At 61.3% G+C, this 26,716-nt stretch carries 29 protein-coding genes and 1 tRNA gene; 15 read left to right on the plus strand and 15 right to left on the minus strand.

Annotated features, from left to right (window positions below):
* The first annotated feature begins 39 nt into the window (after positions 1-39).
* Positions 40-1,281 carry a peptide chain release factor aRF-1 gene (prf1, locus tag LJF34_RS15230; protein WP_231186090.1) on the plus strand — a complete coding sequence of 414 codons (1,242 nt, stop codon included), beginning with the start codon at positions 40-42 and terminating at the stop codon, positions 1,279-1,281.
* 67 nt (positions 1,282-1,348) lie between these two features.
* Here prf1 and LJF34_RS15235 read toward each other — a convergent pair whose 3' ends face one another.
* The 3 genes from LJF34_RS15235 to LJF34_RS15245 form a co-directional block, all read right to left on the minus strand.
* Positions 1,349-2,149 (minus strand): hypothetical protein, encoded by an 801-nt coding sequence (locus LJF34_RS15235; RefSeq protein ID WP_231186092.1) that lies wholly within the window; start codon positions 2,147-2,149, stop codon positions 1,349-1,351.
* A gap of 125 nt (positions 2,150-2,274) precedes the next feature.
* Positions 2,275-2,670: a hypothetical protein gene (locus tag LJF34_RS15240; protein WP_231186094.1), complete on the minus strand. Its 396-nt coding sequence runs from the start codon at positions 2,668-2,670 to the stop codon at positions 2,275-2,277.
* Positions 2,667-3,074, minus strand: a complete 408-nt coding sequence (locus LJF34_RS15245) for a hypothetical protein (RefSeq protein ID WP_231186096.1) — start codon at positions 3,072-3,074, stop codon at positions 2,667-2,669. The genes LJF34_RS15240 and LJF34_RS15245 overlap by 4 nt, the downstream gene beginning before the upstream one ends.
* Positions 3,075-3,232: 158 nt before the next feature.
* On the opposite strand from LJF34_RS15245, the gene ileS reads away from it, so the two are divergent.
* Positions 3,233-6,460, plus strand: a complete 3,228-nt coding sequence (ileS, locus tag LJF34_RS15250) for an isoleucine--tRNA ligase (protein WP_231186098.1) — start codon at positions 3,233-3,235, stop codon at positions 6,458-6,460.
* A 165-nt stretch (positions 6,461-6,625) separates the two neighbouring features.
* Here ileS and LJF34_RS15255 read toward each other — a convergent pair whose 3' ends face one another.
* Both LJF34_RS15255 and LJF34_RS15260 read right to left on the minus strand, forming a co-directional pair.
* Complete coding sequence (locus tag LJF34_RS15255) at positions 6,626-7,387, minus strand: aldolase/citrate lyase family protein (protein WP_231186100.1); 762 nt, start codon at positions 7,385-7,387, stop codon at positions 6,626-6,628.
* 106 nt (positions 7,388-7,493) lie between these two features.
* Positions 7,494-8,342, minus strand: coding sequence for a ribose-phosphate diphosphokinase (locus LJF34_RS15260; protein WP_231186102.1), 849 nt, complete (start codon positions 8,340-8,342; stop codon positions 7,494-7,496).
* Positions 8,343-8,584: 242 nt separating this feature from the next.
* Between LJF34_RS15260 and LJF34_RS15265 the strand changes: the two genes are divergently transcribed.
* Positions 8,585-9,106, plus strand: a complete 522-nt coding sequence (locus LJF34_RS15265) for a hypothetical protein (protein ID WP_231186104.1) — start codon at positions 8,585-8,587, stop codon at positions 9,104-9,106.
* A gap of 1 nt (position 9,107) precedes the next feature.
* Here the strand turns inward: LJF34_RS15265 and LJF34_RS15270 are convergent, their stop codons facing one another.
* The 3 genes from LJF34_RS15270 to LJF34_RS15280 all read right to left on the minus strand — a co-directional run bounded on the left by LJF34_RS15270 (position 9,108) and on the right by LJF34_RS15280 (position 11,876).
* A complete protein-coding gene (locus LJF34_RS15270; RefSeq protein ID WP_231186106.1) occupies positions 9,108-9,893 on the minus strand; it encodes a hypothetical protein in 786 nt (261 codons plus the stop codon).
* Between the two features lie 46 nt (positions 9,894-9,939).
* On the minus strand, positions 9,940-10,620 hold the full coding sequence (locus tag LJF34_RS15275) for an SOS response-associated peptidase (protein WP_231186108.1): 681 nt from the start codon (positions 10,618-10,620) through the stop codon (positions 9,940-9,942).
* Positions 10,621-10,709: 89 nt separating this feature from the next.
* Positions 10,710-11,876 carry a M50 family metallopeptidase gene (locus LJF34_RS15280; protein ID WP_231186110.1) on the minus strand — a complete coding sequence of 389 codons (1,167 nt, stop codon included), beginning with the start codon at positions 11,874-11,876 and terminating at the stop codon, positions 10,710-10,712.
* A gap of 90 nt (positions 11,877-11,966) precedes the next feature.
* On the opposite strand from LJF34_RS15280, the gene LJF34_RS15285 reads away from it, so the two are divergent.
* Together LJF34_RS15285 and LJF34_RS15290 are read left to right on the plus strand one after the other, a co-directional pair.
* Positions 11,967-13,178 carry a transposase gene (locus LJF34_RS15285; protein WP_231186112.1) on the plus strand — a complete coding sequence of 404 codons (1,212 nt, stop codon included), beginning with the start codon at positions 11,967-11,969 and terminating at the stop codon, positions 13,176-13,178.
* Between the two features lie 24 nt (positions 13,179-13,202).
* Positions 13,203-13,565, plus strand: coding sequence for a cupin domain-containing protein (locus LJF34_RS15290; protein ID WP_231186114.1), 363 nt, complete (start codon positions 13,203-13,205; stop codon positions 13,563-13,565).
* Here LJF34_RS15290 and LJF34_RS15295 read toward each other — a convergent pair.
* Positions 13,562-13,738: a hypothetical protein gene (locus LJF34_RS15295; RefSeq protein WP_231186116.1), complete on the minus strand. Its 177-nt coding sequence runs from the start codon at positions 13,736-13,738 to the stop codon at positions 13,562-13,564. The two genes, LJF34_RS15290 and LJF34_RS15295, sit on opposite strands and share 4 nt — an antisense overlap.
* Positions 13,739-13,979: 241 nt before the next feature.
* Between LJF34_RS15295 and LJF34_RS15300 the strand changes: the two genes are divergently transcribed.
* Together LJF34_RS15300 and LJF34_RS15305 are read left to right on the plus strand one after the other, a co-directional pair.
* Positions 13,980-16,034: a DEAD/DEAH box helicase gene (locus LJF34_RS15300; RefSeq protein ID WP_231186117.1), complete on the plus strand. Its 2,055-nt coding sequence runs from the start codon at positions 13,980-13,982 to the stop codon at positions 16,032-16,034.
* Positions 16,035-16,090: 56 nt separating this feature from the next.
* A tRNA-Pro gene (locus tag LJF34_RS15305) sits at positions 16,091-16,163 on the plus strand.
* 501 nt (positions 16,164-16,664) lie between these two features.
* On the opposite strand, the gene LJF34_RS15310 is transcribed toward LJF34_RS15305, so the two are convergent.
* The 3 genes from LJF34_RS15310 to LJF34_RS15320 form a co-directional block, all read right to left on the minus strand.
* The gene (locus LJF34_RS15310; RefSeq protein ID WP_231186119.1) at positions 16,665-16,832 is read right to left on the minus strand and encodes a hypothetical protein; all 168 of its coding nucleotides are present in this window, start codon (positions 16,830-16,832) and stop codon (positions 16,665-16,667) included.
* A gap of 12 nt (positions 16,833-16,844) precedes the next feature.
* Complete coding sequence (locus LJF34_RS15315; RefSeq protein ID WP_231186121.1) at positions 16,845-17,249, minus strand: hypothetical protein; 405 nt, start codon at positions 17,247-17,249, stop codon at positions 16,845-16,847.
* Between the two features lie 449 nt (positions 17,250-17,698).
* The gene (locus LJF34_RS15320) at positions 17,699-17,911 is read right to left on the minus strand and encodes a hypothetical protein (protein WP_231186122.1); all 213 of its coding nucleotides are present in this window, start codon (positions 17,909-17,911) and stop codon (positions 17,699-17,701) included.
* A gap of 222 nt (positions 17,912-18,133) precedes the next feature.
* Between LJF34_RS15320 and LJF34_RS15325 the strand changes: the two genes are divergently transcribed.
* From LJF34_RS15325 to LJF34_RS15355, 7 genes are all read left to right on the plus strand, one after another.
* Positions 18,134-20,230: a minichromosome maintenance protein MCM gene (locus LJF34_RS15325; RefSeq protein ID WP_231186124.1), complete on the plus strand. Its 2,097-nt coding sequence runs from the start codon at positions 18,134-18,136 to the stop codon at positions 20,228-20,230.
* 9 nt (positions 20,231-20,239) lie between these two features.
* Positions 20,240-20,524: a hypothetical protein gene (locus LJF34_RS15330; RefSeq protein WP_231186126.1), complete on the plus strand. Its 285-nt coding sequence runs from the start codon at positions 20,240-20,242 to the stop codon at positions 20,522-20,524.
* 303 nt (positions 20,525-20,827) lie between these two features.
* Positions 20,828-21,340, plus strand: a complete 513-nt coding sequence (locus tag LJF34_RS15335; protein ID WP_231186128.1) for a hypothetical protein — start codon at positions 20,828-20,830, stop codon at positions 21,338-21,340.
* 36 nt (positions 21,341-21,376) lie between these two features.
* Positions 21,377-21,715, plus strand: coding sequence for a hypothetical protein (locus LJF34_RS15340; protein WP_231186130.1), 339 nt, complete (start codon positions 21,377-21,379; stop codon positions 21,713-21,715).
* The gene (locus LJF34_RS15345) at positions 21,712-22,554 is read left to right on the plus strand and encodes a hypothetical protein (protein ID WP_231186132.1); all 843 of its coding nucleotides are present in this window, start codon (positions 21,712-21,714) and stop codon (positions 22,552-22,554) included. Before LJF34_RS15340 ends, LJF34_RS15345 begins: the two co-directional genes overlap by 4 nt.
* A gap of 26 nt (positions 22,555-22,580) precedes the next feature.
* A complete protein-coding gene (locus tag LJF34_RS15350) occupies positions 22,581-23,240 on the plus strand; it encodes a hypothetical protein (RefSeq protein ID WP_231186134.1) in 660 nt (219 codons plus the stop codon).
* Positions 23,237-23,899, plus strand: coding sequence for a P-loop NTPase (locus LJF34_RS15355; protein ID WP_231186136.1), 663 nt, complete (start codon positions 23,237-23,239; stop codon positions 23,897-23,899). The genes LJF34_RS15350 and LJF34_RS15355 overlap by 4 nt, the downstream gene beginning before the upstream one ends.
* On the opposite strand, the gene LJF34_RS15360 is transcribed toward LJF34_RS15355, so the two are convergent.
* Positions 23,881-24,759, minus strand: coding sequence for a transcription initiation factor IIB family protein (locus tag LJF34_RS15360; RefSeq protein WP_231186138.1), 879 nt, complete (start codon positions 24,757-24,759; stop codon positions 23,881-23,883). The two genes, LJF34_RS15355 and LJF34_RS15360, sit on opposite strands and share 19 nt — an antisense overlap.
* A 168-nt stretch (positions 24,760-24,927) precedes the next feature.
* Here LJF34_RS15360 and LJF34_RS15365 point away from each other — a divergent pair, with 168 nt between their 5' ends.
* On the plus strand, positions 24,928-25,443 hold the full coding sequence (locus LJF34_RS15365; RefSeq protein ID WP_231186140.1) for a hypothetical protein: 516 nt from the start codon (positions 24,928-24,930) through the stop codon (positions 25,441-25,443).
* 26 nt (positions 25,444-25,469) lie between these two features.
* Here LJF34_RS15365 and LJF34_RS15370 read toward each other — a convergent pair whose 3' ends face one another.
* Both LJF34_RS15370 and LJF34_RS15375 read right to left on the minus strand, forming a co-directional pair.
* Positions 25,470-26,246, minus strand: coding sequence for an AAA family ATPase (locus tag LJF34_RS15370; RefSeq protein ID WP_231186142.1), 777 nt, complete (start codon positions 26,244-26,246; stop codon positions 25,470-25,472).
* Between the two features lie 44 nt (positions 26,247-26,290).
* Positions 26,291-26,716 carry an HIT family protein gene (locus LJF34_RS15375; RefSeq protein ID WP_231186144.1) on the minus strand — a complete coding sequence of 142 codons (426 nt, stop codon included), beginning with the start codon at positions 26,714-26,716 and terminating at the stop codon, positions 26,291-26,293.

The raw sequence follows: 26,716 nt of genomic DNA on the forward strand, positions 1-26,716 counted from the left end.
CAAAGGTTACTTACCAGTTGGAGCGGCTAGAAGGGAGTAATGAGCCAGCAGGACGGAGAACAGTCCGACAGGAAAAAGTACGAGTTCCAGAAGGTCATCGAGGACTTGAAGGAGTACGAAGGCTCGGGGACCCAACTCGTCACCATCTATATCCCGGAGGACAAGCAGATCAGCGACGTGGTCGCACACGTCACCCAAGAGCATAGCGAAGCCAGCAACATCAAGTCAAAACAGACCCGGACCAACGTGCAGGACGCGCTCACGTCCATCAAGGACCGACTCCGGTACTACGACACCTTCCCGCCGGACCGGGGAATCGTCATCTTCAGCGGAGCCATCGACGCCGGCGGCGGTCAGACCGACATGGTCACGAAGGTGCTCGAAAGTCCGCCGGACCCGGTCGAGTCGTTCCGCTATCACTGCGACTCCCAGTTTTTGACGGAACCGCTGGAGGAGATGCTCGGCGACAAGGGCCTGTACGGCCTCGTCGTCCTCGACCGACGCGAGGCGACCGTCGGGTGGCTGAAAGGCAAGCGAATCGAGCCGGTCAAATCCGCCTCGTCGCTCGTCCCCGGCAAACAGCGCAAAGGTGGTCAGTCCGCCCAGCGTTTCCACCGACTGCGCCTCGAAGCCATCGACAACTTCTATCAGGAGGTTGCCGGAATGGCGGACGACCTGTTCGTCCCGAAACGCCACGAGATAGACGGCGTCCTCGTCGGCGGTCCCTCGCCGACGAAGGACGAGTTCCTCGACGGTGACTACCTCCACCACGAACTCGACGGGAAGGTCCTCGGCAAGTTCGATATCGCCTACACCGACGAATCCGGCCTGTACGACCTCGTCAACGCCGCCGAGGAGACGCTCGCCGACGCGGAGGTCATGAAGGACAAGCGGGAGATGGACGAGTTCTTCCGCGAACTCCACGAGGGCGACCTCGCGACCTACGGGTTCGAACCCACGCGCCGAAACCTCATCATGGGGTCAGTGGACCGCCTGCTCCTCTCCGAGGACCTTCGCAAGGACGTCGCCGTCTTCGAGTGTGGCGACAAAGACGAGTACGAGTTCATCGACCAACGGAAGGGGGACCCGAGCCACACCTGCGAGGACGGAACCGAGGCAGAGATGACCGAACGCGAGGACGCCATCGAGTTCCTCATGAACATCGCCGAGCAGCGCGGGACCGAGACGAAGTTTATCAGCACCGACTTCGAGAAGGGCGAACAACTGATGAACGCGTTCGGCGGCGTCGCCGGCATCCTCCGCTACTCGACCGGCGTGTGAACAGTCGGTCCCGCTTCTGCTGACCGCTCGTTATTCCTCTCCTTCCTTCTCTTTCTTCTCTTCTTCGCTACTCTTCGTCCCGTTTCGGCATCGTCGAGTAGTGCGGGTTGAACGCGATGTCGGGTCTGTCGTCCGGCATCGTGGAGTACGAGAACGTGACCTTCATGTCCGGGCGACCTCCCGGCCCGCCGCCGGTGCTGTCGTCCCCTCCGCCGCCGGACCCCAACTCGCTCTGGGCGATTTGGTCCTGCAACCGGTCGCGGGCGTCGCCGATTTGCTCTCGGAACTGCTCGGCGTTCTCCCCCAGTTCGGACTGGAGTTTTCCCTCCGTGGCTTTCGAGGCCATCTCGGCCGTGTCGCCGGTCATATCGCCGAGAGTCGAACCGTCTTCGTCGGAACTATCTGAATCGTCGGAGTCGTTACCCGTGAGGGAACCGATGGCGTCCGACAGTTCCGTTCCCTCCTCCCACAGGTCCTGCATCCCTTCGGAACTCCAGAACTCGCGGAAGTTGATGGCCTTCACGAGTTCCTTCGAGTCGAGCGCGTCCCGCGGGTTCCCGCTCTCGACCGCGTCAGGGACGTTCTCGAACTCGATCGCGTTCGGTAACTGCCCGACGTCGACGGTCTTCAGGAACGCGTCGGCGTCGAAACCGTCGAACACGTCCCCCGCTTCGTCGAGGAGGGTCCAGAGGGAGTCGGCTTCCTCCGACACTTCCTCGAACGTGTCGGCCGATTCGAAGGCGTCTTCGAGTCGCGCCAGCGTCCTCCCTATCCGCGTGAGGAGTCGCGTGCGGGAGTTTTCGTCGTCGAACGCTTCGAGGGACTGTCCCAACTGGTTCGAAAGGTCGTCGAATCTGTCTGTGGACATCGTGTATCACCTGGTGGACGGCAAGCCGTCTCGGAACGACGGACTGTTTCGGGACTACGGGTTCCGACGTGCACAGGGATAAACGCAGTCGCTAGTAGCGAACGGTCGGAGCAAGTAAGGTTCCATTACCCGTGCACCGATTCTCGGTCCGCGGCCGCACGGCGTGCCCGAAGTTCGAGATACGAGACGGACGAGGCGATGGCGAGGACGAGAACACCGGAGACAGCATGAAACGTGGTGCGGCTAGATAGTACGCTGGCTGCGAACTCGACTCCAACCCCGATCACGAGCAGTTTCGTTGGAATCGGAAGGAGCGCGACGACCACGACGAACGTGGCGACTCGACGGAGGGAGAGATGCCAGCGGAACGTGACGAAGTACGCAAAGGTTCCGGCGGCGAGGACACAGAGCGCGAGAATGCCGTTTTTCGTGACGGGTGGGATCGCGATTCCGTAGAACGCGACGGAGAACGCGATGGAGAGCAGGAGGGTCGAAACCAACCAGTGAGTTTGTCGCTTCATGCACCCTCCGGAAGTCGTCCGTATCGGCGTCGGTAAACGAGGAGATACGTGATGGGAAGGAGAATAGCGAAGTAGACCGATGTGTAGAGGACTTGCGTGAACGGGTCGGGCGGTCCGAATATAAACCCGGGAACCATCGCGCCGATGTAGCTGATGGTGAGGATTCCCGCGAGACCCTGCCACCGCGTCGGCGGATATCGTCGCTCGTTCGCCCGTCGAACGACGAGGAGGTAGTAGAGGGCGGCAGGCCAGAATATCGGTCCCAAAACTGCCCAATAGAGAGGGGATGAACTGCCGCGGGCGGTCGCATCCCACCGCATCCAGTACGAAAACGACACGATTCCAACGACGGACACCAGCAGAAAGGGGATGAAAATGAGATCGACTACCTCGAAGAGTAACATGCCGATAGGTTCGAGTTGGAGTACAAGTATTTTCTGTCGCAATTCACAGTTTCGAGCGCGCTACTGTATGGAAATTGCCCGAAACCCTGTCGGACGGGTCATACTGATTCGACTGCATAACCGAACTCACTTTATTGCCGGAAGGACTCACATCGCACATGAGCAGGTTCGCCGAAGTAGACGACCAGTACGAACCACACTCGGTGGAAGACCGGGTGTTCGACTACTGGGACGACGTGAACGCCTACGAGAAGACGAAGCAGGCGCGAGAGGGTGCAGAGCGGTTCTTCTTCGTGGACGGGCCGCCGTACACCTCCGGTGCGGCGCACATGGGCACGACGTGGAACAAGTCGCTGAAGGACACCTACATCCGCTACAAGCGAATGCAGGGCTACGACGTGACCGACCGGCCGGGCTACGACATGCACGGCCTGCCCATCGAGACGAAAGTCGAGGAGCGACTGGGCTTCGAGAACAAGAAGGACATCGAGGAGTTCGGGATGGAGAACTTCATCGAGGAGTGCAAGGAGTTCGCCAACGACCAACTCGACGCGATGGACGAGGACTTCAAGTCCTTCGGCGTCTGGATGGACTGGGACAATCCCTACAAGACGCTCAGTCCCGAGTACATGGAGGCCGCGTGGTGGGGCTTCCAGCGCGCTCACGAACGCGGACTCGTGGAGCAGGGCATGCGCTCCATCAGCCAGTGTCCGCGCTGTGAGACGGCCATCGCCAACAACGAAGTCGAGTACGAGGACGTTGACGACCCGTCCATCTACGTGAAGTTTCAGCTGCACGAGGACGAGCGAAGCGAGTCCTCGCGCGACCGTTACCTCGTCGCGTGGACGACGACGCCGTGGACGGTTCCGGCGAACACGTTCGTCGCAGTCGATGCGGACGGGACCTACGCCGAAGTTCGGGCGACCAAGGACGGCAAGAGCGAGACGCTCTACGTCGGCGAACCGAAGGTCGAGGAAGTCCTGAAGAAAGGTCGGTACGACGACTACGAAGTCGTCGACGAACTGACCGGCGAGGAGATGCTCGGGTGGGAGTACGATCACCCGCTGGACGACGAGGTTCCCGGCCACCCGAGCGGCGAAGGGACGTTGCAGGTGTACGAGGCCGACTACGTCGACGTCGAGGGAGACGGTACCGGACTCGTTCACTCCGCGCCCGGACACGGTGAGGAGGACTTCAATCGGGGCCAAGAGCTCGGCCTCGACATCTTCTGTCCCGTCGGCGGCGACGGCACGTACGGCCCGGAAGGGGGCAAGTACGAGGGGCAGTTCGTCAAGGACGCCGACGAGGAAATCATGGCCGACTTGGAGGCGGGCGGCCACCTGCTCGCGTCCGGCACCGTCCACCACAGTTACGGCCACTGTTGGCGGTGTGACACCGGCATCCTGCAGATCGTCACCGACCAGTGGTTCATCACGGTGACGGACATCAAGGAGGAACTCCTCGACAACATCGAGGACAGCGAGTGGCACCCACAGGAGGCCCGCGACGAGCGGTTCTACAACTTCGTGGAGAACTCGCCGGACTGGAACGTCTCGCGTCAGCGCTACTGGGGCGTGCCGATACCCATCTGGACTCCCGAAGATTGGTCGGGTGAGATGGACGACGTGGTCGTCGTCGGTACGCGCGAGGAACTCGCCGAGGCGGTGGACCAAGACGTGGACCCCGAGGACGTGGACCTACACCGTCCGACGGTGGACGACCTGACCATCACGAAGGACGGCACGACCTACACCCGCGTCCCGGACGTGTTCGACGTGTGGCTCGACTCCTCCGTCGCCTCGTGGGGAACGCTCGACTACCCGAGCAACCAAGAGGACTTCGAGGAACTGTGGCCCGCCGACCTCATCATGGAGGCCCACGACCAGACTCGCGGTTGGTTCTGGTCGCAACTCGGCATGGGAACCGCCGCGCTCGACGAAGTGCCGTACGACGAGGTGCTGATGCACGGGTGGGCGCTCGCCGAAGATGGCCGCAAGATGTCGAAATCCATCGGGAACATCGTTTCGCCCGAGGAGGCAATCGAACGCCACGGGGCGGACCCGATGCGCCTGTTCCTGCTCTCGCAGAACCCACAGGGCGAAGATATGCGCTTCTCGTGGGACGAGATACAGAACATGCAACGGAGCCTGAACATCCTCTGGAACGTGTTCCGGTTCCCGCTGCCGTACATGCGACTGGACGACTTCGACCCGAGCGAGGTGGACGTGAAGGACGCCGAAACCGAACTCGTGGACGAGTGGCTCCTGTCGCGGTTGCAGACCGTGACCGCCGAGATGACCGAGGATTGGGAGGACTTCCGACAGGACAAGGCGCTCCGCACGCTCCTCGACTTCGTCGTCGAGGACGTCTCCCGGTTCTACATTCAGGTCGTCCGCGAGCGCATGTGGGACGAGGGTGACAGCGCGAGCAAGCGGGCCGCCTACGCGACGTTCCACCACGTCCTGAAGGAACTGGTCGCCCTGCTCGCCCCGTTCGCGCCGTTCGTGAGCGAGGACATCTATCAGAACCTCTCCGGAGAGAGCGGCGAGGAGAGCGTCCACATGCTCGACTGGCCCGAGGTCGACGAGTTCTGGCAGGACGAGCAGTTGGAGGAGGACGTGGCCGTCCTTCGCGCTGTTGAGGAGGCGGGTGCGAACGCCCGCCAGCAGGCCGAGCGGAAACTCCGCTGGCCCGTCTCGCGAATCGTCGTGGACGCGCGGGACGAGTCGGTCGTCCACGCCGTCGAAAACTACAGCGACCTGCTGGCCGACCGCCTGAACGCCTACGAGGTCGAACTGGTTTCGCCCGACGAAGGTTGGGGCGAACTCGCCTATAGCGCGAAAGCGGACATGAGCGTCCTCGGTCCCGCGTTCGGCGGCGACGCAGGGAAGGTCATGAACGCGCTCAACGAGGCGCGCATCACGGAACCGGACCTGTCCGCGCTCGAAGATGCGGTTTCGGACGCGCTCGGTGACGAACCGCGAGCAGCGGAACTGGACGACGAGATGGTCGAGTTCGTCACGAAGACGCCCGACGACGTGTCCGGCGCGGCGTTCGACGTGGAAGGGAAGGAACTCGGCGTCGTCTACGTCGATACCGCCCTCACCGAGGACATCGAGAGCGAGGGCTACGCCCGCGAGGTCATCCGCCGCGTGCAGGAGATGCGAAAGGAGGAGGACCTCGACATCGAGGAGAACATCCACCTCGAACTCGACGTGCGCGACGAGCGCGTCGCCGAACTGGTCGAACGGCACATGGACCTCGTGAAGGAAGAGGTCCGCGCGGAGAGCGTCGGCGAAGTCGAGGACGGCTACCGCAAGACGTGGGACGTCGAGGGTGTCGAGATGGAAATTGCCATCTCGCCGTTGGCGGAAGCAGAGGCGTAGAGTGCGACCGCGAACGGCGAAGCCGTGAGCGGGCACGAGCGCGACCATTCGGGAGCGCGACGTGCTTTTGGTCCAGCTTTTACAGGGAGCCAGCAAGAGCGATGGCGTTCGCCATCGCTCTTGCCCGCGACCGTCGTAAAAGGTGGTGTAGAACGCGGAGCTTCTTTACTCGATCAGGAAGTCCTCGACGCCGTTGCGCATGAAGCTCAAATCGGCTCCGAGGAGGAAGAAGCGAAAGCCGCGTTCGGTTCGCTCGGATTTGATTTCCGGTGTCCGTCCCGCGATTCCCGGATACACGTCGTTGGCTCGCGCCGCCTCGAACACCCGCTCGACTGCCGCCGTCACGTCGGGATGGTCCTTCTCGCCCGGATGGCCGTAGGCCGCGGACAGGTCGTTCTCGCCGATGAACGCGACGTCGATGCCGTCGACTGCCAGTATCTCTTCGACACGTTCGACGGCAGACGGTGACTCGATTTGGACGGTGAGGAGCGTTTCGTGGTTCGCCGCCGTCACGTAGTCGTCGAAGTTCTCGCCGTAGGTGTTCGCCCGCGTGGTGCCGGCGACGCCGCGCTCTCCGACTGGTGGAAAGTGGGTCGCTCGGACGACGGAATCCGCGTCCTCGGGGGTCTCGACGCCGGGGACGATGACGCCTTTCGCACCGGAGTCGAGGGCGTGTTTCGCGCCGCCCGAAACGGCGGAAGCGACGGACGGAAGCCGAACGAGCGGCGTGGCGTGCGGTTCGACCGCCCGGACGAGCGCTTCGACGCGCTCGGGCGAGTGGGGTGCGTGTTCGGTGTCGATGGCGACCCAATCGACCGACGTTCGCGCGAGTACTTCGGCCGCTCGCGTGCTTCCCGAGAGAAGCCACGCGCCGACGACTGCATCTCCCCGGTCGAGTTTTCGCATCGAACGGTTCACGAGTGACATACGCGTACCTTCGCCGGATGCGTAATAAAACGAGGGCGTGGTTCAGGGGTGGAGTCGTGGTCGAAAATGGAGTCGTGGTTCGAGAGGTGGTCAGAAACGGTCGTCTTCACAGCGCGTTCGCAATCGAGGGCGCGACGGACACCTGACTCACCGCTCGCTCGATGGTGTCGGTGCCGAACACCGCTTCGACGCCCGCCTGTGCGAGTTTGGTCCTGGCGTTCCGTGCGAGCATCGGGTGGACGCAGGTGACGTACACGCGGCCCACGTCACGCCGTTGGAGGAGGGAAACGGCCTCGCTCATGGTCGAACCGGTGGCGATGATGTCGTCGGTGACGACCACGTCGCGGCCCGCGACGTCGGTGTCGCTGGGCGTGATTTCGACCTTGGTCCCGGAGATGCGTCTCTTCTCGAAGTAGTCGATGACGCCGTCGCCGTAGGTGTCCCGCACTGTTTCCGCGATGTCGAGCGCGCCGTCGTCCGGGGAGAGGAAAACGGGGTCGGTCAGGTCGTCCGGGAGGGGTTCCGCGAGGTGGCCCGCGGCGTCGACGGATTCGGCGGGAACGTCGAAGAAATCACAGATTGCCTCCTCGTGGGGATTGACGGTGAGCACGCGGTCGGTTCCGGTGCTGATGGCGCGGGCGACGGCTCGGGCCGAGACGGGATGCCCGTGGTCGAACGCCTCGTCCTGTCGGCCGTAGCCCATGTAGGGGAGGACGGTGACGACTTCCTCCGCGCCCCACTCGCGGGTCGCGTCCTGTAGTTGAAGGAGTTCGATGTGTGCGTCGCTTGAAACGGTCGACGCCACGATGACGGCACGACCCCCGTCGAACTCCGGTGCGCTTGCGAGCAGTTCTCCGTCCGGGAACGATTCGTACTCCACGAACCCGAGACGGTGATCCGATTCGTCGGCGAGAGTGGCCGCCAGAGACTGGGAGGCGGACCCACTGAGTATCATACGCGGACACTGGATATGGCGGGTTAAACCGGTTTTCACTCGTCTCGACGCGTGCCCTGTCAGCACGTACCCGTCCCCGGTTAGCCGGGGAGTTTCGGTGACGAGTTCGAGCTTTCGGCGGCGAATATGGAGTCAACCGTCGAGCACGTAGTAGAATCCAGTTATAAACTACCACACATAGTATTTGAAAATACTATATCATTGAATAATATTTTATATTCGGACACGAATATTATCGTACGATGGTTTCGGTGATCCGGTTGAGTGTCGGGAGGTCGCTTCCGGTGGACGAAAACGAGTTGACACCCGCCGAGACGGGAGTTCTGAATCTTCTCGGCGAGGGACGGTGTACGCCAGCGTACGTCGGGGACGAGCTTGCCATCGAGGCGGATACGGCCCGCACCATTCTCAACGGGTTTCGGACGGACGGCTTCGTCGTGAAACCGTATCGGGGACTCTACGAACTACGGGTCGAGGAGCAAGCGAGTGGTGAAGGGAAAGAGCGATACAGAAACACGGAGACGGTTCTCGCCGACGTGCCGTTCGAGAACGACCAGTTCAGACCTACCGAGCGCGGGATTTTGAACCTCCTCGTCGAGGGGAGGGCGATACCCGCGTATCTCGCCCGGGAACTCGACGTGACCCAGGAGTGCGCGAAAAGTCGGCTCCGCGAACTCACCCGTCTCGGCCTCGTTCGACGACGGTATCGAGGGCTGTACGAACTCGACGCGGAGAATGACAAATCGGTCGGCGATCGAGCGTAAACTAGCGGACGGCAAGCCCCGCGACGCCGGTCAAGCCGAGATTGCGACTCCGCCATCCGTCGCCGGTGGTCGCCAAAAACGTCCCCGATTCGGTCGCGGCGTAGACGCCGTCCCCGAACGCGATGTCAACGACCGAGTCGTCCACCGGAAGGGAAACGTCCACCCACTCCTCTCCCTCACGGGAAACGATTCCGCCCGCGGTTGCGGCGTACGCTTTCTCGTCCGTGGCACTCACGACGTGAAAGTCGCCGTCGACCGTTTTCATCCATCCGTTTCCGAGTCGGTAGAGGCCGTCGGCGGTCGCCGCGAGCGGCACACCGGCCGTGGAGACGTCTCGAACGTCGGCCAAACCGGCGTGTTGGACGCCGTCCGAGGAAACACGATACACGCCGTCGTCGGTGGCGACCAAGTCGCCGTCGATGGCTCGAACGGCGTCGAGCGTCGCCAGTTCGTGCCATTCGTCTCCGTCGCGGTGTGCGATCCGTCCGTCCTCTCCCGCCACGAGAAGTGTCGCGCCGTCGAACCCGACCGCGACGGTGGGACCGAACCCGAGCGGAGAAAATTCGGCATCCAGCACGTCCTCGTCCGTCGCAACCGCGAGGGTGCCGTCGGCCGGAGTGCCGCTGACCGCGGCGATATCGCGGGCGGCACAGCGGTGTGCCAGCGAGAACTCGCCGATGATGTCCCCGGAGACGTCGACGCGAGCGACGCCGAGTTCGGTGGCGACGAGGACCGTCGTCGTTCCCTCCCGGTCGCTGTAAACTCGCTTTTCGTCGATGGTGGTCATGCGCGAGTGATGAACGCAAACCGGGGAAAACGTTCGGATTCCGCCATCACGTGAAATCGCCGAACCCCGTTTGGGCGTCCTCCTCGGCGACGACTTCCTCGACGACGTCGGCGGAATCGTTATCGGGGTTGTTCACCTTCGTCGAAACCGGATAGGCCCGCATCTCGCTCGCCGGGAACGGGTCGAGAATGGACCGGCGTTCGTCCTCGTCGCCGTCGAGCCACGTCGCCTCCTCGTCGGGGTCGAGGATGACGGGCATCCGGTGGTGGATTTCGCCGACGACGTCGTTGGGTTCGGTGGTGACGACGGTGAACGACGTCTTTCGCTCCCCGTTCCGCCACGGCTCCCACAGTCCCGCCATCGCGAACGGTTCGCCGTCCGCTCTGGTCATCCGATAGGGTTGTTTGCCCGACGGGGTCTTCTTCCAGTCGTAAAAGCCGTCGGCGAGGACGAGACACCGCCGGTCACGGTAGGCGTCCCGGAAGCTCGGCTTGTCCGCGACCGTCTCGGCGCGGGCGTTGATGTGTCCGCCGCCGAACTCGTCGGCCCAGTGGGGAACGAGTCCCCACGTCGGGAAGCGGATTTCCGCGGGCGCGTCGTTTCGCACGACGGGGTGGTCCTGCCCCGGCGCGACGTTGTATCGCGGGCGGAGCGGACGGGTGGGCGTGGCGTCGAACCGGTCGGTGAGTTCGTCTTGGGATGCGAAGAGCGAGAGGCGACCACACATACTCGATACTTCGCCGCGGAGAAGAATAAGCACGATGGCAGCGATGTTCGGCGGTTCGAAGCCGGGACGTTCGACGGGTTTCAGCGAGTTTACGACGGCTGTTCGTGCGGGGCGAGTTCCTCCTCGGTGCGCCCGCTGCTGTTGATGATGTTGAACGCGGTCATCAGGTCGGTGCGGGAGATGATTCCCGCGACGTTCCCTTCGGTGTCGATGACCGGAAGCCGACCGATGTTGTGCTGTTGAATCGTCTCCAATGCGTCCATGGCGTCGCTGTCGGTGGGAATGGTCTTGACGTCGGTGGACATCACTTCGTGGACGGTGTAGGCGTCGCGTTCGACCTGCCTGACGCTTCGGGCGTCGTCGAGCGTTATCATGCCGACGAGTTCGCCGTTGTCGACCACGGGATAGCCGGTGTGGCGTTGTTGGAACATCATTTCGAGGAGGTCGGCGATGGACGTGTCCGACGAAACGGTGTGTAAGTCCTCGGCGTCCGTCATCACGTCCTGTACGCGGACGTTGCGAAACGTCGCCGCCAGGACCGACTGCTGGGCCTCGCTGGACGCGCCGATGTAGATGAAGAAGGCGATGCCGATGAGGAGGATGTTGCCGGAGAGGAGACCGAACAGTCCCAGCATGATGGCGAACACCTTCCCGACCTCGGCTGCGGTTTGGGTGGCCTGTGCGAACGGACGGGTTCGTGCGAGGAGCGCCCGGAGGACGCGGCCGCCGTCCATCGGGAAGCCGGGAAGCAGGTTGAACGCGGCGAGGACGAGGTTCATCAGCGCGAGATATCCGAGGACGAAGCGGACGGCCTGAAAGTCCGTGGGAACCGCGAAGAGCGCGACGAACGAGAGGACGCCGAGAATGATACTGACGACGGGACCGGCGATGGCGATGAGGAGTTCTTGGGACCACTCCTCGGGTTGGTCAGTGAGGCGGGCGATGCCGCCGAAAATCCACAGCGTGATGGATTCGATGGGGAAGCCGAAGTGGATGGAGACGACGGAGTGACCGAGTTCGTGGAGGATGACGCCGGCGAACAGACCGACGGCGGCGGCCGCGCCGAGGTACCACGGCATGGCTCCGGAGGAAAGCGGCCCGGCGACTAACCCGAGACCCCAGATCTGATTCATGATTCGAACCCAATCCGCGACCTGCGTCCCGATGAGCCACGCGAACACCGGCAGAATGAGCAGGAAGGTGAGGTCGAGTTTTATCGGGATGCCGAACACGCTCCCGATTTTGAAGCTTCGCATGGGCGTATGTTGCACCGGAGACAACTTAAGCTTCTTCGCGCCGAACGGCGTCCCGAAGTATTCAAGGGGGCGCTCCGGGGAGAAAAGAACGTGAGCGGTCCCGAATATTTCAGACGGACGGCGGTGACGCGCCTCGCGGTGGAGGCGGACGACCGAGAGCGGTTGCTGTCCATGGTACGCGAGTGGAAGCGCGGGTGCCAAATCGCGGTCAACGTCGCGTGGGAGGTTTGTCACACTCGGAACGAGGTACAGCAACTGGCGTACGAGAAGTTGCGCGAGCGCACTCGCCTCGGAAGTCAGCACGCCGTCCTCGCCACCCACCGCGCCGCGGAAGCGATAAAAGGCGCGCTCGAACGGGAAGGCGACGGGACGAAGCCCGAATTCACCAGTCCGACCGTTGTCTACGACAGTCGCACGCTGACGCTGTTCGACGACCGGAGCATCAGTCTGACGACGACCGGTGACCGCGTCCGCTGTCGTCTCGTGTTCCCGGACCACGGCTACCAGTCGCAGTATCTGGACGACGACAGATGGGAACCAGCAAAGAGTACGCTCCACTACCGGGACGGGGAGTTCCATCTTCATCTCGGATTCCGACGGCCTCGACCGGACGTGGAACTGCCGACCGAAGACGCCACCGTCCTCGGCGTCTCGCTCGGCATCGAAAACCTCGCCGTGACGAGTACGGCCCGCTTTTTCTCCGGCGCGGAACTCACGCACCGGCACGCCGAGTTCACCGACCTGCGCGAGGACCTCCGGGAGACGAACACGCGAAGCGCGCGGCGAACGCTCAGGCAGGCCGACGAACGCATGGGGAACTTCACCCGTAACACCTTGCACGAAATCGCGGGCGAAATCATTTCGGAGGCCGAAACACACGGCTGTTCGGTAATCGCGTTCGGAGAACTCGAAGGCGTACGGGAGATGCTCGAACGGGCGACCCCGTTCCACGGACGGACGTTCGAGCGCCTGTTCGAGTTCGTCGCCTATCGCTCCGCGGAGCGGGACATCACGGTGGTACAGGTAAATCCGGAGTACACGAGCCAGCGCTGTACGTCCTGTGGCTTCACGCATCCGCAGAACCGCGACGTGGAGGCCAATCAGTTCGAGTGCTTGAAGTGCGGCAACGAAGCCAACGACGACTACAACGCGGCGAAGAACATCGGCTTCCGGTGTATCCGGCGGGGACCGCTCTCCTCGCGCGGAGTCGGTGCGAAATACTGTGCGCTCGGGTCCGGACGGGTGACGCCCGACGGGGAGTTCATCCCGAACGAGGACCTCGAAGCAGTGCAAAAACCTTAGCCCACCGCCTTCGAATGGGCGGACATGTCCGAACCAATCGTGCGGGACGCGGATGACATCGAATACGAGGCCGTCGGGGCCGCCGACGGCATGGCGAAGGGCGTTCTCATCGGCGACGAACAGGACGCACCGAACTTTGCCATCCGCCGGTTCACGCTCGAACCGGGCGCAACGGTACCGGAACACACGAACGAGGTCGAACACGAGCAGTACGTGCTCGAAGGCGAGTACGTCGTCGGCATCGGCGACGAGGAGTACGAAGTCAGCGCGGGCGATTCACTGTTGATTCCGGCGGGAGCGGTTCACTGGTATCGAAACGAGGGAGAAAAATCGAGTGCGTTCCTCTGTGCGGTGCCGAACGGGGACGACGAGATTCAACTCGTCTAGCGGCACTCGGAGAGCGAGACCACGGAGTCGATGGAGGAGGAAACCCACGCCGCTTCCTTCCGGGTATCGGAGATTCGAACGAGCGGTCGCTCCCGGTCGGTACCGTCCTCTATTTCGAGGATAACGTCGTCGTCGAAGCGCCGTGGAAGGTCTTCTTCTTGCGTGCCTTTCATTATGCCACCGTGATGCGCGACCGTGCGCTGTCCAGCGCTAACGGGTGAACCGGCTTTGTTATGAACCGGTTGCAAAGCGGTATTGGCAGAATAACGGTCGGTCGAAGTGGTTAGGCCTGTATTTCCACCGTTCAACGGCGGCTTTCTTCGGACGATGATACGGACTGGCACGGGCGTAAAACGGTGATTCGCGGCCGTCCCCTTCGAATCGCTGAAATAGCTCCGGTGTGTAGCGTGTCCCGTGTCGAAGCAGGCCCAGCAGGTGGAGACGCTCTTCTGCCACGAAACGGACAGGGGCTATCAGGTGGCGGCCCAGCGTGGCGGTGAGCGGCTGTTCCGCTCCATCCTCGAACTGAAGGAGACGGACGCCGGACCGCGGCCCGGTCGGTTTCTGTTGAAGGACGGGTCGAGCGAGAAACCGAAGAGTCCCGACGAGTTCGTCCAGCTCGCACGGAACGCGAACCGGATTCGAATCTCGCAGCAGACCGCTCCCGATGCGCGCGAAGAGCTGAAAGAGATGCTCGACGGCTACCAACTCGACGCGAAAACGGTGCGGACGTGTCGGTTGTGCGCCAACAAAGGTCGGTACTCGCCCATCAACGGCGACACGGCCATCGATACGGGCGACGAGTACATCTGTCCCGACTGTGCAACGCGGGAGTTGGAGCGGGAACTCTCGTTCAGGGGCAACCTGACGAGCGCCGCTCAGGACCGACTCGAAGACCTCCTGCTGGAAGTACAGGATTTGGAGCGAATCACCAACCTGCTCAAAGGACGACTCGACCCTGACCTGACGAAGTTCGACGAAATCAGCGCGAACGTGGAAGACATCGAGATGGAGCGGGTCGATTCGCTCGACCTCCATCCCGGAATCCAGAACCTGCTGGAATCGCGGTTCGATACCCTGCTACCCGTCCAGAGCCTCGCGGTGCAAAACGGCCTCCTCGACGGCGACGACCAACTCGTCGTCAGCGCGACGGCGACGGGGAAGACGCTCGTCGGCGAGATGACGGGGCTGGACCGCATGCTGAACGGAAAGGGGAAGATGCTCTTTCTCGTTCCCCTCGTGGCGCTGGCGAACCAGAAACACGAGGATTTCGAGGAGGAGTACGGTGACGTGGCGAACGTTACCATCCGCGTCGGAGCGAGTCGGGTGCGCGACGACGGCAACCGGTTCGACCCGAACGCGGACATCATCGTCGGGACCTACGAAGGAATCGACCACGCGCTCCGAACGGGACGCGATTTGGGCGATATCGGAACCGTGGTCATCGACGAGGTGCACACGCTACAGGAACAGGAGCGCGGCCACCGCCTCGACGGCCTCATCTCGCGGCTGAAATACTACTGCGAGGAACGGGCCAAGCGGCGGGACAACTACGGCGGCGCGCAGTGGGTGTACCTCTCCGCGACGGTCGGGAACCCGAAGGATTTGGCCAAATCGCTGGAGGCGAACCTCGTGGAGTTCGAGGAGCGACCGGTCGCCTTGGAACGCCACGTGACCTTCGCCGAGGGGCACGAAAAGCCCGTGACGGAGAACAAACTGGTAAAGCGCGAGTTCGACCGCGAGTCCTCGAAGGGATATCACGGCCAGACCATCATCTTCACCAACTCGCGGCGGCGCTGTCACGAGATTTCCAGAAAACTGGAGTACAACTCCGCGCCGTACCACGCCGGATTGGACTACGGACGGCGAAAGAAAGTCGAGCGCATGTTCGCCGAGCAGGACCTCGCGGCGGTCGTCACGACGGCCGCGCTCGCCGCCGGTGTCGACTTCCCGGCCTCGCAGGTCATCTTCGACTCGCTGGCGATGGGCATCGAGTGGCTGACGGTACAGGAGTTCCACCAGATGCTCGGCCGCGCGGGTCGCCCGGACTACCACGACCGCGGGAAGGTGTACGTCCTCGTCGAACCCGACGGGAGCTATCACAACAGCATGGAGATGTCGGAAGACGAGGTGGCGTTCAAGCTCCTCAAAGGCGAGATGGAGGACGTTCGGACCCTCTACGACGAGAGCGCGGCCATCGAGGAGACCTTGGCGAACATCACGGTCGGCGGGAAAGCCGCAAAGCGCCTGAACGACCGGATGATAGGCGACGTGCCGACGAAACACGCGCTCGGAAAACTGCTCGAATACGACTTCATCCACGGGTTCTCGCCGACGCACCTCGGACGCGTCGTCACGAGTCACTTCCTCGCGCCGGACGAAGCCTTCCAGATTCTGGACGGCATCCGGAAGGAGAAGGAACCGTTCGAAATCGTCGCCGACCTCGAACTGTTCGGCGAGGACGAGTGACACGGGCGACGGCCAAACGAAACGTTTTACAGGGGGAGCGCGCTACTGAAAGGTACGGGATCGTGGGGTAGCTTGGTATCCTTTCGGCCTTGGGTGCCGATAACCCTGGTTCAAATCCGGGCGATCCCATAGATTTTGCGACGAACATCCTCGTGAGTCGCAAATCTGTTTTGAGCCCGATTTGAAATAGACGAGACGCAGCGCTGAACGAAGTGAAGCAACCGTCTCGGCGTGGTTCAAATCCGGGCGATCCCATTTTGGAGTATCAATCCACGAGCGACGCGTTAGCGGCGCGAGTGAACGCGATACTCCAAAACGGATTTATGAGGATTTGAACCCTGTAAGTCACAGCCCGCGCAACGAAGTGAGCAGGAATGTCTTGCTTCGGTTCAAATCCGAGCGATCCCATTCTTGGACGACTACACCGTGAGCGGCGCGTCAGCGACGCGAACGACAACCGTCGTCCAAGATGGATTTACGAGGATTTGAATCAGACGAGTCGCAGCGCTGAGCGAAGTGAAGCGACCGTCTCGGCGTGGTTCACAATCCGGGCGATCCCATTTAGAGTGTCAATCCACGGGTGTGAACAGAGATTGAAATAGGCAGTCGAAAAGAGAAATTCGAGAAACGCTACCGGTGGATGAGTTTTGTGACGAGTTTGCTGAAGGCCGACGAGTCCGTCATTTCTTCGATATCACTCTCGGTGACACGGTAGAGATCCTGTTTTTCCTCCAACGAATATTCAACCGTGGTACAGCCGTTATCTTTAGTATTGGAGTTTTGTTGTATATTGCTCATGTTGTGGCCACCTCAGCTGATTACGTCGCCAATGATACCCGCGTACTTCATTGCAAATGTTTGTGCTTGTCCCGTATCAAACTTTGTATTACTTATATTTTTTGGGCTGTCCAAATTTAGCACGCCAATAGGGGGTCTTGACTGGTCATTATCCGGGTAAATCGGGACACTTAATATGGAATTGACGTGGTCGGTTACCTCTCTTTGTGTTGAGCTGAGACTGTGGTCAGGCTTCTTCCTTTTCTCCGAATCATAGTATGTCGGATTGTTCTCTTTTAATGCTTGACCTGCACATCCAGTACTGGAAGCATATCTCTGCTCTAATTCGGCTTCAAAGTAATCTCCACACTGGCTCGCGAATGAAAGATATTTCTCCCTTGGAGGCAGATTTTTCACCCATCTTTTATCTGCGATCATCACGTTTGCTCGAAGTTCACAATCGGTGACTTCGTCGGGATAATTAGCTACAATTTGCTCAAGTACAATCTCAAGAATTGAATTCTGAGTATCCTTTCGCAATCGTATTGTCTCTTGATATTGAGTTGTATAAGAAACGAAGGAGCTAGCTATAAACGCAACGACAATAGTGATTGCGCCAAAGATTAGAGTTGGATTTCTCATATATAAGGATACTAGGACAGCGAACGCTGTGACGCCTCCATCTAATATGACAGCCCATTTAGGAGGGATATAAGGAATCCAACGTGACACGCTACTCTATAGACTAGATTTTGGCATGAAAGACTTTCCGATAGTATCTCATTAGTCAGTAAATATTGAGATATCGTCAAATGAGTCTCCGAGGATTTGAACCTTGCAACGTCACAGCCCGCGAGCGTGTGCGAGAAAAAATCGAGGGAGAGGATTTATGCCGTACTTTCGCCGTTCGCAGCACCGTCATCCGACGAACCGGTATCGTCGGTGTCTCCCTTCATCATCGACTTTACTTTCCTTTTGACGACGAGATAGCCGCCGATGGCACCGATACCGAAGACGACGGCGCCGAGTTTGCCGAAGCGTCGGTAGCCGAACTTCGCGGCCTTTTTTCCGACGGTGAGTGGTCCGAGTGGTCCGAACATGCCTGTAGATGTTACGTTCACGGGGATGTGCGGAATGTGGTTGCATGTGCAAGGAGTATATTTTAGCGAACGAAAGAGTTGAGTGACAAGAGGAGAGGTCGCTGGCGATAGTTCGTCTCGCGCTCGAATCGGTCATACGGGGAAGTTCCCCCACACAAAATGACAGCTTTCTCACGATACTTTGCGAAACTTCTTACCTAATCGGGACCCAATGACCGATGAATGGCTCGCGCGGAAAACACGGAACTGATAGACAGGTTCGAACAGTTCTATCGGAACTACTACCGAGACGAAATCGGGGAACTCGCCCAGAACTACCCGAACGAAAAGCGGTCGCTGTACATCAATTGGAACGACCTGTATCAGTACGACGCGGACATCGCGGACGACTACCTCGCGCAACCGCAGCAGCTACAGGAGTACGCCGAAGAGGCACTCCGCTTGTACGACCTCCCCGTGGACGTGAGCCTCGGGCAGGCACACGTCCGCCTACAGAACCTGCCGGAACACACGGATATCCGCGCGATTCGTGCCCGGCACGTCAACACGCTGGTGAGCGTACAGGGTATCGTCCGCAAGGCGACCGGAGTGCGGCCGAAGATTCAGGAGGCGGCGTTCGAATGCCAGCGCTGTGGAACGCTGACGTACATCCCGCAGACAGGTGGGGACTTTCAGGAACCTCACGAGTGCCAAGGTTGTGAGCGACAGGGACCGTTCCGCATCAACTTCGACCAGTCCGAGTTCATCGACTCGCAGAAGCTCCGCATACAGGAGAGTCCCGAGGGGCTTCGCGGCGGCGAGACGCCAGAGAGTATCGACGTACACATCGAGGACGACATCACCGGCCACGTCTCGCCCGGCGACCACGTGACCGTGACGGGCGTTCTCCACCTCGAACAGCAGGGAAGCGGACAGGAGAAATCCGCGGTCTTCGACGTATACATGGACGGGGTGTCCGTGGAAATCGAGGACGAGGAGTTCGAGGACATGGACATCACCGACGAGGACAAACAGGAAATCATCGAACTCTCGAACGAGGGGGACATCTACGAGCAGATGGTCGAATCCATCGCGCCGGCCATCTACGGCTACGAGCAGGAGAAGCTGGCGATGATACTCCAGTTGTTCTCCGGTGTGACCAAACACCTCCCCGACGGGTCGCGGATTCGTGGCGACCTTCACATGCTCCTCATCGGTGATCCGGGGACGGGAAAAAGTCAAATGTTGTCATATATCCAACATATTGCGCCGCGTTCCGTCTACACCTCCGGAAAGGGTTCCAGTTCGGCGGGTCTGACGGCCGCGGCGGTCCGCGACGACTTCGGTGACGGTCAGCAGTGGACGCTGGAGGCGGGGGCGTTGGTGCTCGCGGACAAAGGCATCGCGGCGGTGGACGAACTGGACAAGATGAGTCCGGAGGACCGTTCGGCCATGCACGAGGGACTGGAACAGCAGAAGATCAGCGTGAGTAAAGCGGGGATCAACGCGACGCTAAAGTCCCGCTGTTCGCTCCTCGGCGCGGCGAACCCGAAGTACGGCCGGTTCGACCAGTACGAATCTATCGCCGAGCAGATCAACCTCGAACCCGCGCTCATCTCCCGGTTCGACCTCATCTTCACGGTGACGGACAAACCGGACCCCGATCACGACTCGCGACTGGCAGAGCACATCCTCCAGACCAACTTCGCGGGTGAGTTGAACACACAGCGAACCGAAATCAACGCGCCGAACATCACGGAGGACCAGGTCAACAGTCAGACCGAAGAGGTGGCACCGGCAATCGACGCGGAACTCCTGCGGAAGTACATCGCCTACGCGAAATCGAACGTCTATCCGACGATGACGTCGGAAGCCCGCCAGGAGATTCGTGATTTCTACGTCAATTTGCGTTCGAAGGGAATGGACGAAGACGCACCGGTTCCGGTGACCGCCCGTAAGTTGGAGGCGCTCGTCCGCCTCGCCGAAGCGAGCGCTCGCGTTCGGCTTTCGGACACGGTCGAACAGGAGGATGCCGACCGCGTCATCGAAATCGCACGGTCCTGCATGCAGGACATCGGTGTGGACCCCGAAACGGGACAGTTCGACGCGGACGTAGTGGAGACGGGAACCTCCAGAACGCAGCGAGAACGTATCAAGGGTATCAAGCAACTCATCGGGGAAATCGAAGAGGAGTACGACGAGGGTGCCCCGGTCGATGTCGTCCTGGAACGAGCGGAGGAGACGGGGACGGACCCCTCGAAAGCCGAACACGAGATAGACAAGCTAAAACAGAAAGGAGAGGTGTACGAACCCTCGACCAACCACCTCAGAACGACCTAACGACCGGACATGGATCGTATTTCAGCGCTCAGGAACATCGAGGATGCACTCTCCGATTTCGAGTCGGGAGAGGAGGAGTTACGGGAGACACAGCGTCGGGTGGTGACCGTGTTACAGACATACGCGACCGATTTCGAAGCGGACGGGGAGGTAACAGCGTACAGAGCGACGGGGGACGAACGAGCGACGGGGATCGTCGTCGTCGCGGAGTCGGCGGCGGCGGCACGCCGGCGGGTCGTGAAGTTACTGGACGATGACACGGTAGAATTTCAAGTGGAGACCGCCAGTAAATGACTGTATTCGGGATATGGAAAACTAGATAAACGTGCCCTGAATATGGTAGAAGTGTAAAGCTTGCGTGTGCAGGTGTATCAAATGCGAGAGAACGGACAGGATCTTCGAGACTTATCGAGCCCATAATAATGCAGATGGCAGGATGATACACGAGAAATGGTACGGGATGGACGACGCATGGAGCATGCACGACGCCGAGGAACATCGGATATGAGCGGTTTTTCTGCGACTCTTGGCGATGAATCTAGTGTTCTCGTTCTCGCTCCTTCGATGAGTTCGGAAACCGATGAGGCATGCGTGGATATGTTGACAACGTCGCCACCATCCGAGGAAAACGTCCTCTGGGTGACGTTCACCCGTTCGCCGGACGCGTGTATCCAAGATTGGCTCGCACACGCAGGCGAACGACCAGCAAACTTGCGATTTATCAGTGTCGGGGAGACGCTTCGGTCGGTGGCAACGTCCGCACCGATGCAGGAGACGCCGACGAACGCCGTCATGGACACGCTCTCGAATCCCGGAGATTTGACCGGCATCGGAATCAAGATCAGCGAAGTGCTCCAGCAGTGGCATGGGAACGGCAACCGGACCGTCGCGTGTTTTCACTCGCTGACGGCACTTCTCCAGTATTCGGACGTACAGACCGTTTACAAGTTCCTTCACGTCCTCACCGGTCGCTTTACGACCGCCGATGTGACCGCTCACTTCCATCTCGACCCCGATGCACACGACTCACAGACCGTCAACACCCTCAAGACGTTGTTCGATGCCGTCGCCGAGTTCGATGGCGACGAGTGGAACGTTCGAACGCGGTAGTTAATTTTAAGATATATCAAATTCGAACCAACTGTAGTGCTGCTGATAATCACCTATTCCAGCGAGGCCCGGCAGACGCTTCGAAACATCTGCTCGGCACACGAGGAGTGCGTCGTACGGCGGTTCGGGCGGGCCGCCTTGTTGAAGTCGACCGAACTGGGTGCGTTTCTCGCGCTTCGTCTCTACGAGAAACACGGAGCGGACGTACAACTGGAACGGACGAAGCCGTTGAACGAGTTCCGTGACGTCCCGGAACGGATTCGAACGGCCGCGAAAGCGTACGAGAACCGCGAACAACCGAGTACACCCTATGACAAGTTCGCCGTCGGGACGGACCATCCGGCGCCGAATGCGATGCGAAACGCGGAATTATGAAGATCGAAATCGGAGGGCGAACGGTTCGAGGACGTGCAATCGACTTACGCGATGAGTCGATTTCCCTATCGAACGCGGTCACGGCGGTTCGCTCGGATACCGAATCGAACGCACTCATCGTCGACTGCCCCGAACCGGGCCCAGCACACGCGTACGTGGGATGCATCGAATCGGGAATGTCGATTCGTTTCCGTCCGGCAATGGCCGCCGCTGCTCGGTCGGTTGGGATGAACGCACCGCAAGACGAGGAGGTCGCCGAAATCGAGGCGACGTTGCGGTCGCTCGACGTCGGAGGGAGTTCGCTTCGCGCCGAACGCCGGCGCATCGCGGAAGTAGGTGGCTCGAAAGCCGAACATCGGGAACGCGTCGCGACGTTGCGTGGCCGAGTGCAGGCCCTTCGGGATTCGGATGGGAATCTCGAGGAGGCGGAGTCGAAGTTTCGGAACGCGACGCGGAAGTTGGCGGAGATAGAGACGGAACGAATTGCGGCGGAGCAGGCCCTCGAAGACGCACGAGAACGCCAGCGGTCGGTGAGGGACGACCGAGAGAGACGATTGCGTCTCCGGGACCGGAAATCGAATCTCGAACGTGCCGCCCGGGAGTATCTGGCCCGGCACGTTCACGCGGATTTCGTGTCGGCGATGGAAGCGATACCCGGAGGGAAACGAGAGCCGTGTCGAACGACGAAACGAAAGTCGTTCGAGGGGGAACCGGTGACCGCGGCGCTGGCAATCGCTCGCATCGCGCGGATTCGAGCGCCGGTCGTACTCGCGTGCGAGCGATTCGAATCGACACGAGCGGCCGCCGATTGCCTAAACGCGCCCGTACTACAGGTTTAAGGCCGAAAACGAATCCAATTCGGGGCATGGTGACACTACATTGGACGACGGAGGAGCGGGCGGGTAGCGTCGAAACCGTCGCGCTGGTCGCGCTGGTGGTCGAGAACTCCACGTCGACTCCCGTGAGGGTCCGTGTCGGAAATCGTCTCGACGGCGAACTCCGGCCACCGCGCGGGGGCGGCGTCCCAGAAGCCGGGTGGGACGAAGGCGTGATCGGCGGGGGCGAACGTCGGTCGCTCGGCTACGCGGTAGCGACAGACGGGAACCCGCGTTCGCCGCCCGCCGAAATCGTGTGGACGGAACGGGCACCGGAAACGGAGACGTCGACGACCGACGGGGGGCATTCGAGCGACGAATTCGGCATCGAACCGACGGCGTCGGATGTCGTTCGAACGTTGGGGGATGCCCGGCCGCCCGCGGATGCGATACCGACATCGATCCGGACGAACCTTCCCGACGCGGTCGAATCGTGGTTCTCCGCCGTCGAAGCACGAATCGAACGATACGAAGCGAGAGACGACGAAATGGGGAAACGAACGATAGCCGAACAAACCGAAGAACAGGAGCTACGGCGACAAATCGCGACGGACGAATGCACTCTCGATTCGGTTTCGAGGCGGGCGGGCGTGCTAGGTGATCGGATCGAGGCGATATCGGGGCCGGAGTCGGTCGGAGGAGCGAGATGAACGTCGCGGTTACCGGCGGAAAAGGGGGCGTCGGAAAATCGACCGTGGCGCTCAACCTCGGGGCTGAACTCGGCGGCGTCGTGGTGGACGCCGACCTCGCGATGGCGGATCTGCCGACGGCACGCGGCCCGGATTTACACGACGTGCTGGCGGGGCGCGCGGACCCGCTCGAAGCCGTGTCGAACGTCGGCGACGTTCTGCTGCTTCCGTGTGGTCGAACGTTGGCGGGGGCACGTTCGTGTGACGTCACCGAGTTCGTCGATGCGATAGCACGGGTGGCCTCGGAGTACGACCACGTCATCATCGACTGCCCGGCGGGGATGTCGGCGGACGCGGGACTGCCGCTGGTCGCGGCGGATGGCTACGTTCTCGTGACGATTCCACGGCCGTTCGCGCTCGCCGACGCGGTTCGGACGAAAGCGCTCGCACGGCGACTCGACGCCGGATTGTGTCGCGTCGTGCTGAACCGGGTGCGCGAAGACCCACCAATCGAAACCGTCGAGAAACGGCTCGGTGCCCCGGTGACGACGGTGCCCGAATCGAGAACGGTTGCGGAGGCACAGCGAAACGGACGTCCAGTAGCGACTGCGGCGCCGGAGAGCGAGGCGAGAGAACGGTTTTCGGAACTCGGACGGGCGGTTTACTCCTGCAGGTCGTGATACGTCGAGCGGAGCGTCACAGGGGTCACGTCGGCGACGTCGGCGGCAGCGCGTTGGGTGATACGCTCGTCACAATCGCGGGCGGCGGCGTACAAGCAGGCGGCGGCGATTCCGCTCGGATTGCGTCCGCTGATGATGTTTCGCTCCTCCGCACGTGCGACGAACGACCGGGCACGTCGTTCGGCCTCCATCGAGAGGTCGAGCCTGCTGGCGAATCGCGGAAGGTACTCGCGCGGGTCGATGGGGCCGACAGGAAGACCGAGTTCGCGGTTCATCGCGTCGTAGGCGGCCGTGAGTTCGGCCCGTTCGGCGCGGGCGCGCTCGACGATTTCGTCGAGCGTTCGGGAGACGGCGGACGTTCGACAGGTTGCATACACCGCTGCCGAGGCGAACCCCTCTATCGAACGCCCGCGAAGCAGGTCCTCCGACTGTGCTGATTCGAAGAGCACGCAGGCGCGGTCACGGACGTTTTCGGGCAACTGGAGCGCACCGACGAGACGGCGTATTTCGGTGAAGCCGTACACGCGATTTCGTTCCGCTTTGGACGAGATGCGGGCGCGGTTGTGCTGGCGGCGCATCCGCATCACGCGGCGACGTTTCCGACCGGTGAGTCGAACGGTGCTGTTCTTGTAGCCGATTTCGGTCGTCAGTCCGCGGTCGTGGCGCGAGCGAGTCAACGGGGCACCGGTCCGTTTGCGTTCCGTTTCGTCGTCGCGAAACGACCGCCACTCCGGACCGCGGTCCAAACCGTCCTCGGCGATGACGAGGCCACATTCGGTACACACCGCTTCCGCACCGTCCGTACGGACGCGGCTCTGACATTCGGGGCACGTTTCGGGTAGGGGTTGTGTCGTACTCATCACAGTTGAAACTTCGTCCGATATGGTATTTAAACGAGCGTAGAAATCGGGAAATCAACCGGAGTTCCGGGGAGAGAACGTACCGGTAATCGGTACGTTCCGGGAGCTGATTACCAATTCTGATACTTGTCAGCAAGTTTAAAGTCGGCGGGAGAAGGAGGAGTATACATGGCGTTGTCGGATATTGCTGCCGGGTTGGAGGTGACAGTCGAGCAGAAGAACTACGGTGTCGCGACCGTGGACGACACCGGAGGAGACCTTCACGAACGGCTCGCACCGTTCGAGGGGGCGTTGCCGTGCGAGTCGGACGCCGCGGTGACGATAGTCGAGTCACACGCATCCGGGGTGGCGGTCGATGAAACCGCCCGACGAGCGGGTGTCGCACCAATGACTGCCGCGAAGACGCTCCACCTGCTCGGTGCGAGCGGTATTTCTCCACTTTCTGCCATCGGCCACGAACTCATCGAGGACTGGCTTTCCGCGAACATCTCGCGATCCGAAGCGTTCGCGCTGTCCGGCGCGAGCGAGACCGAATTCGCGCTGGCGACGTTTATCGAAACCCACGACCCGCTGGACGGCGCGGCCGAAGTGCTGGAAGGCGCGTTGGCTTTGGACGGGGACGCCGCCGTCCAAAAGCGGAATGCGTTGGCGGAGACGATGAGCGGTGTCGGCGATCTCCTGTAGCCAACAGGTACACACGGCGGGAGGAACTAGTTACGAAGCGACTTCGGTAGATAGTTTTGGGGAAGATACTCGTTCGGATCGATGTCCGCGAACCGTCCTTCGGGGAATTCGACGTCGAGGGAAACGTCGAAGGTGGCTTCGACGGCGGCGACGATTGCGGGTGAGAACGACGTGTCGAGTTCGGGGACGCTTGCTGGTACGCTCTCGGCAGCGGTTTCGCCGCTCGTCGGAATCCCTATCGCCTCCCCCAACGGGTGTCCCTCGTCGGCGCGATTGGCGAGGACGACGTCCACGTTCGTTCCGAGGTCGGCGAGACGACCACGCATTCCCTGCACGGCATCGGTTCCGTGTCGAGAGGCGGGTGCCACCACCGCCACCGACTCGACGGCGGTGACGGCCGCGACGGCTTGATTCGCCGCGACCGGCGGCGTGTCGACGACGACGTGGTCGAATTCGGTCGCTGCGCGTTCGACGAGCGATTCGAACGCTTCGGCGGCACCCGCGGTCTTCGCACGTGCGAACCGTTCGAAGGGTGCGTATGCGGGACAGAGAGCGAGTCGTCCGGCGGTTTCGACCGAATGGTGGAAGAGCGCGTCGTCGAAGTCGCCGTCCTCGGTGAGCAGTGCTGTGATGTCGGTGTCGATGCGGCCCGAAACGTGACGCGCTAGCCCCTGCGTGGCGAAGGCGGCGTCCAAAATCACCACGTCGCGTCCGACGTGAGAGAGCATGGCGGCGGTTTCGACGCAGAGGCGCGTCGTTCCGGCCCTGCCGGTCGCAGCGACGAATGCGGTAGTTCGGTTCACGTGTATGGATAAAAATAGATTCGTCCTGATATAAAAATATACAGTTACTGCCCCTCTCGAATCGCGTCCGCGATCGCGTCGAGTTCCTCGTCCGAGAGGTCGGGGCGAGTCCCAGCGATGGCGTGGATCGGGTTGCCGCCGTCCCCGTCGAAGCGGGGAATGATGTGGCCGTGAACGTGCGGGACTTCCTGTCCCGCCGCCTCGCCGTTGTTGAACGCGACGTTGCTGGCGTCCGCGTCCACCGCGGCCTCGACGGCGGGCGTGAGGTCGTGCAGGACGGAGAACAGGTCGTTGGCCGTGTCCTTCGGTACGTCCCCGAGCGTCTCGTGGTGGTCCTTCGAGATCACCAACGTGTGACCCGGCGCGAGCGGATTCACGTCGAGGAATGCGAGGACGCTCTCGTCCTCGTAGACGGTCTTGCTCGGGATCTCTCCGGCGACGATCTGACAGAAGATGCAGTCGTTCGGCAT

It is taken from the genome of Haladaptatus sp. DYF46 (genome assembly GCF_021083305.1).
Classification (GTDB): domain Archaea; phylum Halobacteriota; class Halobacteria; order Halobacteriales; family Haladaptataceae; genus Haladaptatus.